This window comes from Mesorhizobium sp. WSM4847, assembly GCF_055811335.1.
Genome location: NZ_JBVVPY010000046.1, coordinates 1 through 12,547, shown reverse-complemented (window position 1 = coordinate 12,547; position 12,547 = coordinate 1). Strand labels below are relative to the sequence as shown.

The 12,547-nt window shown below is 65.8% G+C and carries 11 protein-coding genes; 4 read left to right on the top strand and 7 right to left on the bottom strand.

Annotation, left to right across the window (positions count from 1 at the left end):
* Positions 1–149: 149 nt before the first annotated feature.
* From AC0L28_RS33545 to AC0L28_RS33525, 5 genes are all read right to left on the bottom strand, one after another.
* Positions 150–1,088, bottom strand: a complete 939-nt coding sequence (locus AC0L28_RS33545; protein ID WP_091595356.1) for an ABC transporter substrate-binding protein — start codon at positions 1,086–1,088, stop codon at positions 150–152.
* A 78-nt stretch (positions 1,089–1,166) separates the two neighbouring features.
* Positions 1,167–2,165 (bottom strand): ABC transporter permease subunit, encoded by a 999-nt coding sequence (locus AC0L28_RS33540; protein WP_128170892.1) that lies wholly within the window; start codon positions 2,163–2,165, stop codon positions 1,167–1,169.
* Positions 2,162–3,706, bottom strand: a complete 1,545-nt coding sequence (locus AC0L28_RS33535) for a sugar ABC transporter ATP-binding protein (protein ID WP_128170893.1) — start codon at positions 3,704–3,706, stop codon at positions 2,162–2,164. The genes AC0L28_RS33540 and AC0L28_RS33535 overlap by 4 nt, the downstream gene beginning before the upstream one ends.
* Positions 3,703–5,082 carry an FGGY-family carbohydrate kinase gene (locus AC0L28_RS33530; RefSeq protein WP_128170894.1) on the bottom strand — a complete coding sequence of 460 codons (1,380 nt, stop codon included), beginning with the start codon at positions 5,080–5,082 and terminating at the stop codon, positions 3,703–3,705. The genes AC0L28_RS33535 and AC0L28_RS33530 overlap by 4 nt, the downstream gene beginning before the upstream one ends.
* Positions 5,079–5,861, bottom strand: a complete 783-nt coding sequence (locus AC0L28_RS33525; RefSeq protein WP_128170895.1) for a DeoR/GlpR family DNA-binding transcription regulator — start codon at positions 5,859–5,861, stop codon at positions 5,079–5,081. Before AC0L28_RS33525 ends, AC0L28_RS33530 begins: the two co-directional genes overlap by 4 nt.
* A gap of 199 nt (positions 5,862–6,060) precedes the next feature.
* On the opposite strand from AC0L28_RS33525, the gene AC0L28_RS33520 reads away from it, so the two are divergent.
* The 4 genes from AC0L28_RS33520 to ggt all read left to right on the top strand — a co-directional run bounded on the left by AC0L28_RS33520 (position 6,061) and on the right by ggt (position 10,958).
* Complete coding sequence (locus tag AC0L28_RS33520) at positions 6,061–7,104, top strand: class II aldolase/adducin family protein (protein WP_287230213.1); 1,044 nt, start codon at positions 6,061–6,063, stop codon at positions 7,102–7,104.
* Position 7,105: 1 nt separating this feature from the next.
* Entirely contained in the window at positions 7,106–8,392 is a 1,287-nt protein-coding gene (locus tag AC0L28_RS33515; RefSeq protein WP_023797321.1) for an FGGY-family carbohydrate kinase, read from the top strand.
* A complete protein-coding gene (locus AC0L28_RS33510; protein WP_287230212.1) occupies positions 8,389–9,243 on the top strand; it encodes a TIGR01459 family HAD-type hydrolase in 855 nt (284 codons plus the stop codon). The genes AC0L28_RS33515 and AC0L28_RS33510 overlap by 4 nt, the downstream gene beginning before the upstream one ends.
* 128 nt (positions 9,244–9,371) lie before the next feature.
* The gene (ggt, locus tag AC0L28_RS33505; RefSeq protein ID WP_023797323.1) at positions 9,372–10,958 is read left to right on the top strand and encodes a gamma-glutamyltransferase; all 1,587 of its coding nucleotides are present in this window, start codon (positions 9,372–9,374) and stop codon (positions 10,956–10,958) included.
* Positions 10,959–11,012: 54 nt separating this feature from the next.
* Here the strand turns inward: ggt and AC0L28_RS33500 are convergent, their stop codons facing one another.
* Together AC0L28_RS33500 and AC0L28_RS33495 are read right to left on the bottom strand one after the other, a co-directional pair.
* Positions 11,013–11,807 (bottom strand): ABC transporter ATP-binding protein, encoded by a 795-nt coding sequence (locus AC0L28_RS33500; protein ID WP_023797324.1) that lies wholly within the window; start codon positions 11,805–11,807, stop codon positions 11,013–11,015.
* Positions 11,804–12,544, bottom strand: coding sequence for an ATP-binding cassette domain-containing protein (locus AC0L28_RS33495; RefSeq protein WP_473482718.1), 741 nt, complete (start codon positions 12,542–12,544; stop codon positions 11,804–11,806). The genes AC0L28_RS33500 and AC0L28_RS33495 overlap by 4 nt, the downstream gene beginning before the upstream one ends.
* Between the last annotated feature and the right edge of the window lie 3 nt (positions 12,545–12,547).

The following is a 12,547-nucleotide window of genomic DNA, read 5'->3' as shown; positions in this document are numbered from 1 at the left end:
TTGTTATCCCATCGCCCCCCCCGGCGTCGCGCTGCTTCCCCCCCCCCGCCCACCATCTTTGCGCCTCGTTTTTTCAAAAAATTCTTCTCCAAAAAAAAAAGGGGGGGGGGGGCCCCCCCCCCCCCCCCACCAGCCTTGGGAGGCTTTAGCTAGCGGGCCGCGGTCCAGCCCTTATAGTCCTTCAGGTTCTCTGCCGTGATCAGCTGCGGGTCGAGCAGCACCGTGGCCTCGGCCGGCTTTTTGCCGGCGAGCACTTCAGCTGCCATCTGCAGCGATTGGCCGGCCATGACGTAAGGATCCTGCGAGGCCGAGGCCTTGATCATCGAAGTGCCGGAAGAGAGTTCCTTCTCGATGTCGGGCGCGCCGTCGACCGCGGTGAAGATGAACTCCGAGCGGTTGAGCTGCTTGGCCGCAAGCTGGGCGCCGATCGCCGTCGGGTCGTTGATGGCGAACACCGCGTCGATCTTGTCGAAGCGGGTCAGCAGCGACTGGAACACCTTCAGGCCGCCGTCGCGCGAGCCTTCGGCATTCTGGTCGTCGGAGAGGATCTTGATGTCCGGGTGTTTTGCCAGCACGTCCTTGCAGCCCTTCACCCGCTCCAGGATCGACGATGATGCCGGCCCGTTCAGTATGACATAGTCACCCTTGCCGCCGGTGTGGTCGACCAGATACTGGCAGGCCGCTTCGCCGGCCTTGACGTTGTTGGTCATCACGGTGACGTCGGCGCCCGGCGCCGAAACGTCGAATGCGGCAACCACGATGCCGGCCGCCTGCGCCTTCTTCACCGCCGGCGCGATCGCCTTGGCGTCGACGGCGTTGAGCATGATCACGTCGACGCCGGCGGCGATGAACGAGTCGACCTGCGAGACCTGCTTGTTGAGGTCGTAGTCGGCCGACACCGACGTCACCTCGACGTTCGGGTTGATCTTCCTGGCGGCGTCCTCGATGCCCTTGATGGTGGCGACGAAGAACGGGTTGCCGAGCAGGCCGACCGAGATGCCGACCTTGTTCAGGTCCTTGGCCGAGGCCGGTGCGACGGCGACGGCCGCGAGGGCAACGCCGCAGAGCAGTTTAGCGATGGTCTTCATTGTTTTCCTCCTGATGCCCCGCGCCTCTCACGGTGCGTTACACATGAACCGGGTCGATGACGCCGGCGACTAGGTCAATCACGTTCTTGCTCCCGCCTGGAGCCTGTAGCGGTCGAGGGCGACCGCCACGATGATGACCAATCCCTTGATGATGTACTGCCAAATGTCCGAGACGCCGGCCAGGATGAGCCCGTTGGAGAGCACCGCTATGATCAGGCCGCCGATCAGCGTGCCCCAGATCGAGCCGACGCCGCCGACGAAGCTGGTGCCGCCGAGAATGACTGCGGCAATGGCGTCGAGTTCGTAGGACTGCCCAAGCTGCAGCCCGTTGGCCGCATAGAGCCGGGCCGCCGACATGGCGCCGCCAAGGCCGGCGAGAAGGCCTGAAACGCCATAGACGAAGAGCAGCACCAGGGGCACCTTGATGCCGGTGAGGCGGGCAGCCTCGGCATTGCCGCCGACGGCATAGATCCAGGTGCCGAGCACGGTGCGTTTGAGCACCAGCCAGGACAGCACCACGACCGACAGAGCGATGATGACCAGCCAAGGGATGCCGAACAGCGACCCGTTGCCGATGAAGTCGAACGGCAGGTCCGAGTTGAACACCGTGGTGTCCTGGCCGAGCAGGCGGGCGACGCCGCGCACGGCGGTCAGCGAACCCAGCGTGACGATGAAGGGCGGCAGCTTGATGTAGGCGACGAGCAGCCCGTTGATGACGCCGAAGCCGAGGCCGACCAGAATGGCCGCCGGCACGCCGAGCATGCCCCAATCCGGCACCAGCGACACCATCACCGCCACCATCGCCGAGGCGGCAAGAATGGAGCCGACGGACAGGTCGATGCCGCCGGTCAGGATGACGAAGGTCATGCCGGCCGCGAGCACGATGTTGATCGACGACTGCTGGGTGACGATCAACAGGTTGGTCTCGGTGAGGAAGCGCGGGTTCATGATCTGGAAGCCGGCCGCCAAAAGGATCAGGACCGGCAGCATGCCAAGCGCGGCGAAGGCGGTACGCAGCCGCCGGCTCCTGCCGACCGCCTGGTCACCCGCACTCATCCCGGTTGCCTTATGGGTCATCCCTTGGCCGCTCCCGTTGCGAGTTCCATGATTGCCTCCTGACTGAGCGGCTGGCCTTCGGATGCGGTCACCTCGCCAGCGATAGTGCCGTCGCGCATCACCAGCACGCGGTCGGCGACGCCGATCACCTCCGGCAGTTCGCTGGAGATCATCAGGATGGCGATGCCCTTTTTGGCAAGATCATCGATCAGCCGGTAGATTTCCGACTTCGCCCCGACATCGACGCCGCGGGTCGGTTCGTCGAGGATGAGGACCCGCGGCTCGGTTTCGAGCAGGCGGGCGAGCAGCACCTTCTGCTGGTTGCCGCCCGACAGCGAGCCGGCATTGGCCTGCACCGACCTGCTGCGGATGGAGAGGTCGGAAACGGCCTTGGCAGCGCGCCTTTCGGCCGTGGCGAAGTCGCGCAGGCCGCCGGTCTGCGCGTCCCTGGCGAGCACGCCCATGCTGATATTGTCGGAAATCGACATGTCGAGGAACAGGCCGAGTTCCTTGCGGTCTTCGGTAAGATAGGCGATGCCGGCATCCAGCGCCTCCCGCGGCGAGCCGATGGCTATCGGATTGCCGTCGAGTTCCAGCGTGCCTGATGTGTGCCTGTCGGCGCCGAAGATCAGCCGCGCGAGTTCGGTGCGGCCGGAGCCGACCAGGCCCGCCAGCGCCAAGACTTCGCCCTTGTGCAGGTCAAAGGAGCAGCCTTTCAGGAGATTGCCGTCCGACATGTCGCGCACCGACAGTGCGATCGCGCGCTTGCTGTCCGGCGGGCGGTGATCCTTCTTGTAGAAGGCGGACAGGTCACGGCCAACCATCATCGAGACGAGGCGCGAGGCGTTCAGATCGGCGCGTTCGAGCGTGCCGACATAGCCGCTGTCGCGCAGCACGCTGACGCGGTCGGCAAGCTGGTAGACCTCCTCCATGCGGTGGCTGATGTAGATGATGGCGATGCCCTGCGACTTCAGCGTCGCAATCACCTCGAACAGCCTGTCGGTCTCGCGCGAGGTCAGCGAGGTCGTCGGCTCGTCCATGACGATGATGCGCGCGCTGGTCGACAGCGCGCGGGCGATCTCGACCATCTGGCGCTCGCCGAGCGACAGGCTGGAGACAAGGGCGCGCGCCGAGAAGGAGACGCCGAGCCGTGCGATGATTTCCTTGGCGCGTCGATTGCATTGGTCGCGGTCGACGATGCCGAACCGTCTCGGCTCGTTGCCGAGGAAGATGTTCTGCGCGACCGTCAGGTTGGGCGCCAGCGACAGCTCCTGGTAAATGACGGCAATGCCGTTGGCGCGTGCCTTGATCGGGTCGCCGGTGGCGACCGGTGTGCCGTCGATCAGAATCTCGCCGCCGGCATCAGGCCGATAGGCGCCGGACAGCACCTTCATCAGCGTCGACTTGCCGGCGCCGTTTTCGCCCATCAGCGCGTGCAGTTCACCGGCATGGACGGTCAGCGATACGTCCTGCAAGGCGCGAATCGGGCCGAACGTCTTGGAGATGTGCCGCATCTCCAGCACCGGCTGGCGCACGGTTTCGATCCGGGCAGCGGCGGTCATCGCGCGCCTCCCGCTGCGGCATCAGCGACGCCTCGGTCGGCGGCGAGACCGCGCCAGCTATCGCGATAGAAGGCAAGCCCGGTGAAGCTCGAGGCGCGTACCGGCTCCGGCGCCTCGGCGGCAAATTCGCGTCCAACACTCTCGAAGGCCAGAGCCGCCGCCCCGGTGGCGCTGCCCTCCAGCGTGGCGCCCTGCATGAAGGCCTGGCCGGGACGCAACTGCGCCAGCAGGCTGGCAAGCAGGCCGCCACTGTTCAGCCCGCCATCGACGATCACCGTGTTGTTCGAATGGATCAGGTCGAGACACAGATCGACCATCAGCGCGACGTAGAGCAGCGCCACGGCCGCGCGCTCCTCCGCGGTGGGTGCGCGCCCGACCAGTTCGCCGCGATGGCCAGGCATCGGCCCACCTGGCGCGAAGCTCGGCAGCGCCATGATGCCGGCGCCGATCACCTGCTGTACTGTGGAGGGGTCGATTGCGCCCTGCCAGCCGGCGCTGATCGTCGCGAATTCGCGGCCGCCCATGAAGCGGATGGTCGGCACCGGGCCGCCATCGACATCGACATTAACCAGCATGTCACGGTCGCGATCGAGCGCGTCGAGCGGGCAGTCCGGATTGAGCACCACGACCCAGGTGCCGGTCGAGACGACGGTGACCGGGCCAAGCGCCTGCCGGCGATAGGCATGGAGAGCGGCATTGCTGTCATGGACACCGTTGTGAATGGCGATCGGCCGTGTCGCCCCGCCAAAGCGCTGCTCGCCGATGACCGCGCCGGCACGCTCGAAGGCGGGCATCTGGCCGCGCCATCCCTCGGCGTCGACCAGCGTGGAGAAATCGCGCTTGCGCGGCGCCCACAGATGCGAGTGGCAGCCGAGATAGGACACCTCCGAAACCGCCCGGCCGCCAAAGCGCCAGCTCCAGTATTGGGGATAACCGAGGATCGATTTGGCGGCGGCGAACACGCTTGGTTGCACCGTCTTCAGCCACAGCATGTGGCGACCATAGTTGAAGCCGAGCGGCAGGCGCGGCGAGAAGGTCTCGGCGAAATCCGGAATGCGGCGATCGATCTGCGCGGCAATCTCGGCCGGCGGCTCCTGCTCGTAATCGAGTATGGAATGCGTCAGCGCCGCATCGTCGACCAAGGCGAAGGTGCAGCCATGGCCCGAAACCATCAAGCCCTCTATGCCATGGACGTCGACCGCTTCGCCGACGGCGCGAGCCGCCCAATCGTGAAGCGCTGCTTCGTCGAGCACACTGAAGCCGCCTTCGCGCGTCCAGTTCGGCTGGGTCCGGCGCTCACCCAGAATCTGCCCGTCCTGACCGAAGACGAACAGCTTCGAGTTGGTCTTGCCGAAGTCGAGGACAGCCACCTTCACTGGACGGCTCCCGAGGCAGAGGCGATCCGCACCATGACGCCGGCGTTTTCGAGCATGCGTGCGTCGGCATCGGAAAGGCCGTCATCGGTCACCAGCGTGCCGATGCGCGACAAGGGCAGCGCGACGTTGCGCGCATGGATCGACAGTTTGCGGCTGTCGGCCAGCACCACGATCTGGTCGGCGCAGAGGCTGAGCTCGGCGATGGAGCGGACCAGCAGCGGATGCGATTCCAGCACGCCCTCCGGGCCGATGCCCTGCGCGCCAAGAAAGAACTTCGATGCGTAGAAAGGCACCGTCTGGGTGAGCGAATGGATGATGCCAGGCTCGCGATGCAGTTCGCCGCCGGCAACGGTCAGGCTGCAATGGCCGTGGTCGCTCAAATAGGCGATGAGCGGCATCGAGTTGGTATAGAGCCGGATGTTGCGGTCAGCGAGCTTGACGCCGAGATGGAAGCAGGTCGAACCGCCATGCACGATGACGGCGTCGCCATCGCGCACCATGGTCGCCGCGAGAGCGGCGATCTGCCGCTTGGCCTCGACCGCGAGATCGCGGTTCTCGTCGTAGGGCCGGGCATAGGCGACGCCCGCCTGCGCAGCGCCATCGAGCGCCGAGATGCCGCCATAGACCTTGCGTGCTTCGCCGGCCTCGTCGATCTTGTCAATATCGCGCCGCACCGTCGCAGCCGATACGCCGAGCCGCTCCTGCAGCTCGCGCACCGAGGCGAAGGGGCGATCCCGCAACAGCTCGACGATCTGACGCTGGCGGCCGGAGTCGCTCAACGGATACCCTCCCGAAATGCCATCTTGCCACGGCAATTGGTGCAACTTACTCAACGCAGATCAGATTGCAAGCTTGATTTGGTGGGATAAGATCACTATTGACGTAACTTACTCGCCGCTGCGATACCAGCGTCACTCGCTGTGCCGGCTACCGGGGATCCAAGCCGTGGCTAGGCGGCCGGTTTGTGAAGGAGTTTCGATGGCAATCAATGCGGATGCGCAGGAACTGGCTGCTTTGCGGTCGCTTTCGGCCGGCATCGGGCGCGACCCGCACTTGACCCAGGCCGCGGGCGGCAACACGTCGCTGAAAGCCGGCGACACGCTCTGGATCAAGGCTTCCGGCACCTGGTTGAAGGACGCGCTCGCCGAGGACATCATGGTCCCGGTGGCGATCCCGCCGCTGCTCAGGGCTATCGAACAGCGTGACCCGGCCGCGGATCAGCCCCAGGGTTTCGCCATCGAGGCGCTCAATGCCCGCAAGCTGCGTCCTTCGATCGAGACCACGGTTCACGCGCTGATGCCGCAGCGCGTCGTTCTGCATGTCCACTGCGTCGATACCATTTCGCTTGCCGTGCAGGCCGACTGCGAGGCTCAAGTCGCCAAGCGCCTCGATGGCCTCGAATGGGCGTATGTTCCCTATCGCCGGCCGGGCCTGCCGCTTGCCCAGGGCATTGCCGAGCGCCTTCGGCCCGGGGTCGATGTGCTGATCCTTGCCAACCATGGCCTGGTCGTCGCAGCCGAGACCGTCGCCGGCGCGGAGGCGCTGCTGCGTCGCGTCACAGGGTTGCTGGCGCGGCCGCCCCGCGAGGTGGCGGAGCCAGACATCGCGGCATTGACGACGCTCATCGGACGCACCGGTCACAGGCTGCCGGCGGATGTCGAAGCGCATGCCGTCGCGATCGATCCTGACAGCTGCCGCATGGCGTCGGGAGGCAGCCTCTATCCCGATCACGTCATCTTTCTCGGCCAGGGTTCGGTCGTGGCGAGACCCGGTGAGGACGTGATGCGTGTCACCGAACGGTGCGGCACGGCACCGGTGGCGATCCTGTTTCCCGGGCTTGGCGTGCTGATGCGCGGCGACGCCAGTGCCGGCGCCAACGCCATGCAACGCTGCCTCGCCGACGTGACGGCTCGGGTCGACGTCGCGGCGAAGCTGAACTATCTGACCGCCGCCGAGAACGACGAACTGATCAACTGGGACGCCGAGCAGTACCGCCAGAAACTCAATGCAGCCGGCAGCTGACATGGCGTTGTCAACCGGCCCGCTTTCGATCGGAATCGACATCGGCACATCAGGCGCCCGCGCCGTCGCCATGCGGCCGGACTTTTCGATTGCCGCGCGTTCCGCCGTTCCACTCGACAGATTTGGCCAGAATGCCCGCGACCCCTCCGTATGGTGGTCAGCGGTCGGCGCGGCGCTGGCGGAACTGCTTTCGGGCATCGATCGCGCGGCGGTGCTCTCGATCGCCGTCGACGGCACTTCGGGCACGCTGCTGCCGGTCGACGGCGCCGGACGACCGCTGGCTGAGCCGTTGATGTACAACGACAAGGTCGACGACGACGCCATTCTGGCGGTGATCGCGCGCGAGGCGCCGGCCGCGAGCGCAGCCCGTGGGGCGACGTCCGGTCTCGCCAAGGCGCTGTCGTCCCAGCGGCAGCCCGGCGTCGCCGCGGTGCTGCATCAGGCCGACTGGATCGCGGGACAGTTTTCCGGCCGCTTCGACATCAGCGACGAGAACAATGCCTTGAAAACCGGCTACGACGTCGAGGCGCGGCGCTGGCCGGACTGGATCGCGGCGACCGGGATGCGCATGGGATTCCTGCCTGGTGTCGTCAAGCCGGGCGATGTCACGGGAAAGCTCACCGCGAACGCCGCGGACCTGTTCGGCCTGGCGCGCGACGTCGCCGTGGTCGCCGGCACGACGGATGGCTGCGCGTCGTTCCTGGCGACGGGGGCTGCGGCTGTTGGCGACGGCGTCACCGCGCTGGGGTCCTCGCTGACCATCAAGATCCTCTCCGACCGGCCGATCTCGGCGCCGCAGTTCGGCATCTATAGCCACCGGCTGGGAGATGCTTATCTAGCGGGTGGTGCGTCGAATTCGGGCGGCAAGGTGCTGGCGCAGCATTTTTCTCTCGCGCGCATCATCGAATTGAGTGCGGTGATCGACCCTATGAACGAGACCGGTCTCGACTATTATCCGCTTCCCGCGGTTGGCGAACGCTTTCCGATCGCCGATCCTGATTTGCCACCACGCCTGACGCCGCGGCCGGCGGACGACGCCGACTATCTGAAAGCGATGTTCGAGGGCATTGCGGCGATCGAGGCGCTCGGCTATCGCCGGCTTGCCGCACTTGGCACCCCCCGATTGACGTCGGTCAGGAGCGTCGGCGGCGGTGCGGCAAATCCCGCCTGGACCGCGATCCGGCAGCGCAAGCTGGGTGTCGATTTTCTGCCGGCGCTTTCGGACGAGGCGGCCGCCGGCACGGCGCGGCTGGCGCTGATGGGCGCAATCGCAGCGGGGCTGTTGTGAGCACGAAACCAGTCGACCATCTCGACGGCATCGGAGCGCTGGTCGAGCGCTATCAGGTGTTCCTGCTCGATCAGTTCGGCGTGCTGCACGACGGCACGAACCCCTATCCGGGCGCCGTGGAGGCGTTGTCGGCGCTGAAGCGCGCAGGCAGGACGATCGTGCTGGTCTCGAATTCCGGCAGGCGGGCGCGGCCCAATGAGGCCCGCTTGCTGAAGCTCGGCTTCGAACCAGGAAGCTGGGATCAATTTGTCTCTTCCGGCGAGATCGCGTGGCGGTCCTTCCACGAAATGGCGATATCCGGAAAGCTGCGCCCAAACACAAAGTGCCTGCTGATCAGCCGCGAGGGCGACCGCTCGGCGATTGAAGGCCTGCCTTTTACCCTGACCAGCGACGGCGACGATGCCGAGCTGGTGCTGATCGCCGCCAGCGAGGGCGACCGCTACGATATCGAGCACTATCGCCGGCTTTTTGCGCCGGCAGCAATGCGGCAGGTGCCGTGCTTCTGCACCAATCCCGACAAGATCATGCTGACAGCAGTCGGGCCTCGCTTTGGCGCCGGCCAGCTTGCGGATCTCTACGAGAGCCTCGGCGGCAGCGTCACCCGCATCGGCAAGCCCTACACGCCGATCTTCAACGCCGCGCTGGCGCTGGCGGGCAACCCGGACCGCAGCAGCGTGGTCTGTGTCGGCGACAGCGTCGAACACGATGTCGCCGGTGGAATTGGTGCCGGCGTGGCGACCGCGCTGGTCTTGTCCGGAATATTGGCAGACACCCCTGACCTGGCCGAGCTTTTCGACAGTCTGGACGCCTACCCCGATTACACCACGAACAGTTTCAGATTCGCTGATTGAGATCGGCAGCTTCCGAGGGTTGAGCGCTGCCATGGTGATCGTTCCGTCGTTAGTGCTGCTTTCGGTGGCGCAGCCCTTTGGCTGCTGTTGCCAGTTCACATCTGGTTGGTCGGAGGCTATTGAACTGCATGCGTGATTTTCAACTCCCCGGACGGTCGCCGGTTCGTGCGACGGAAGCGATGGCCGCGACATCGCACCCGCTGGCGACGCTGGCGGCGATCGAGATGCTGCGGTCCGGCGGCAATGCAATGGACGCAGCCGTTTGCGCGGCGGCGGTGCAGGCGGTGGTCGAGCCGCAATCGACGGGTATCGGCGGCGACTGTTTCGTCCTCTATTGTCCCAACGGTCAAGGCGAGGTTCTGGCCTTCAACGGCTCCGGCCGCGCACCTGCGGCAGCAGAGGCGCAGTGGTATCTGGACAAGGGGCACGACGAACTGCCTGAGTCCGGTCCGCACGCAGTCACCGTGCCGGGCGCCGTCGACGCGTGGTGCCGGCTGCTCGATGATCACGGCAGGAAGGGCATCGACGTCGCGCTCGCTCCGGCCATACATTACGCCGAACAGGGTTATGTCGTCCAAGACCGCGTGGCCTTCGACTGGGCCGAAAGTGCTGCCTTGCTGGCCGCCGACGAACATGCCGCGCGGATATTTCTGCCGGATGGAAAGGCGCCCCTGGCCGGCGAGCTGCACCGGCAGCCGCAACTGGCCGAAACCCTGCGCATCGTCTCGCGCCGTGGCCGTGCCGGCTTCTATGAAGGCGAGGTCGCCGACGACATGGTTTCGCGTCTGCGCGCGCTTGGCGGGCTGCATGCGCTCGAGGATTTTTCGGCGACGAAGGGCGACTATGTCAGGCCCGTCGGCACATCCTACCGAGGTTACGACATTCATCAGATGCCGCCGAACAACCAGGGGCTGACGGCACTGATCATGCTGAACGTGCTGTCGGGCTTCTCGCTCGGTTCGCTGGAACCGAACGGCGCCGAGCGCTTTCATCTCGAGATCGAGGCGGGGCGGCTTGCCTATCAGGACCGCGACAATTTCATCGGCGACCAGAACCAGGTCCATGTCCCCGTAGAGCAGTTGTTGTCCAGATCCCATGCCGACCAGCTTCGCGCCGAGATCGATCCGGCGCGTGCAATGACGCATCTGCCACGGCTGGAGCTTCAGCCGAGCGATACCGTCTACATCTCCGTGGTCGACCGCGACCGTAATGCGGTCAGCTTCATCAACTCGACCTTTGGTTCGTTCGGCAGCGGCGTGGTCGGCCCCAGGACCGGCGTCGTCCTGCAGAATCGCGGCAGCAGCTTCCGCCTGGCGGCGGACCACCCAAACCGCATCGCACCGGGAAAACGCCCGATGCACACCATCATGCCGGGCATGGTGACAGCCAAGGGCAGGGCAGTCATGCCGTTTGGCGTGATGGGCGGCGGCTACCAGCCGTTCGGCCATGTCCATTTGCTCACCAACATGATCGACTTCGGCATGGACCCGCAGGAGGCGCTGGATGCGCCACGCGTGTTTTACCGACAGAACACTGTGGAGGCCGAGCGTGGCGTTCCGGCCGAGGCGATCGCCGGCCTGCGCGAGCGCGGTCACGACGTGTCCGTCCCAACCGAGCCGCATGGCGGCGGCCAGCTGGTGCTGATCGACTGGGACAAGGGCACGCTTACCGGCGCGTCCGATCCACGCAAGGATGGTTGCGCGCTGGGTTACTGACGGTCCGCTGCGTCGCCGAGCTTGTACGACAGTTTCAGCTGGTTTCGATATCTGTCACGAGGCGCCCTGCATGCTGGTCCTGTTCAGTTTTGGCGCTGCCGCCATCAGCGCCTTGCCGATCGCCGACTGCGGGGCACCGATGACCGCGCGGGCGTTGCCGCTTTCGGCGACGCGGCCGGCATCGAGAATGACGACACGATGGGCGATGGCGCTGATGACGCCGAGATCATGCGAAATGAAAAGATAGGCGATCCGTTGCTCGCGTTGCAGATCGAGCAGCAATTGCAGGATCTGCCGGCGCACCGATACGTCGAGCGCGGACACTGCCTCGTCGAGGATGATCAGCGACGGGTTTGTGGCGATGGCGCGAGCGATCGCGATGCGCTGGCGCTGGCCGCCCGAGATCTCGTGGATGACACGAGCGGCGAGATCAGCGCTCAGGCCGACGCGCTCGAGCAGAGCGGCGATGCGGCGCGGGCGTTCTGATCGGGCTGCGATGCCATGGATGCGCAAGGGATCGTCAAGCACACGCGCCACGCTGGCGCGCGGATTGAAGGCGGCGAGCGGGTCCTGGAAGACCATTTGCAAACGCGCGCGCCGTGCGCGCAAGGCAGCGCCGTTCAGGGACAGGAAATCGCCACCCTCAAACTCGATACGGCCGGCGTCCGGTTCGATCAGCCGCAGCAGCAGCCGCGCGACCGTCGACTTGCCACTGCCGGAAGGGCCGGCCAGCGCCAGCGTCTCGCCGGCCTCGATATGAAAGGAGGCATCATCGACGGCGGCGATTGTCTTGCCGCCGCGACGATATCGTTTGGTCAGGCCGGAAACAGCCAGCAATGGACGGCTCACCGCGACGCTCCTGACTGCTGCAGCAGCGGTTCGGAGTCGAGGCCGAGATGGGCGTTAAGCAGCGCTCTTGTGTAGGCGTGGCGCGGACTAGCGACGATCTGCGCCGTCGTGCCGAGCTCGACCAGCTCGCCGTGCCGGAACACGGCGATGCGCTCGGCCAGCTCGGCGGCCAACGCGATGTCGTGGCTGACGAACAGCAGCGTCATGCCGTCCTCGGCCACCAATTTCCGGATCAGCGCGACGATCTCGGCCTGCACGATGGTGTCGAGCGCGCTGGTCGCCTCATCGGCGATCAGCAGTTTCGGACCGGCCGCGATCGCCGCGGCGATCGCCACGCGCTGCTTCTGGCCGCCGGAAAGCTGGTGCGGGTAGGCGCGCAAAGCGGCGTCCGGGTCGGGCAGGCGGACGCGTTCGAGCAGGGCTTTTGCCTTGGCACAGGATTGCGACCAAGTCAGACCAAGATGCGTGTGCGCGACTTCCGCGATCTGCTCGCCAACCGCCATTACCGGATCGAGGCTGGCCGACGGGTCCTGGAAGACGAAGCCGATATCGCGGCCACCGAGGGGGGTGTGGCTGGGTTTGGCGGCGGATTTTAGAGGCTTGCGTTCTGTGAGACCCCCCTCTGTCCTGCCGGACATGTCCGGCAGGACAGAGGGGGGGGGCGTTGGACCAAAAGATAGGAAAAAACACAACATAAAGCCGCCCACCAAGGAAAACCAAGGCCCCCAACCCGCCACCGC

Bases quoted from the DNA above. Each gene is read 5' to 3' on its own strand.
- AC0L28_RS33545 (WP_091595356.1), bottom strand. From the start codon at position 1,088: ATGAAGACCATCGCTAAACTGCTCTGCGGCGTTGCCCTCGCGGCCGTC.
- AC0L28_RS33540 (WP_128170892.1), bottom strand. From the start codon at position 2,165: ATGACCCATAAGGCAACCGGGATGAGTGCGGGTGACCAGGCGGTCGGC.
- AC0L28_RS33535 (WP_128170893.1), bottom strand. From the start codon at position 3,706: ATGACCGCCGCTGCCCGGATCGAAACCGTGCGCCAGCCGGTGCTGGAG.
- ggt (WP_023797323.1), top strand. From the start codon at position 9,372: ATGCGTGATTTTCAACTCCCCGGACGGTCGCCGGTTCGTGCGACGGAA.
- AC0L28_RS33520 (WP_287230213.1), top strand. From the start codon at position 6,061: ATGGCAATCAATGCGGATGCGCAGGAACTGGCTGCTTTGCGGTCGCTT.
- AC0L28_RS33515 (WP_023797321.1), top strand. From the start codon at position 7,106: ATGGCGTTGTCAACCGGCCCGCTTTCGATCGGAATCGACATCGGCACA.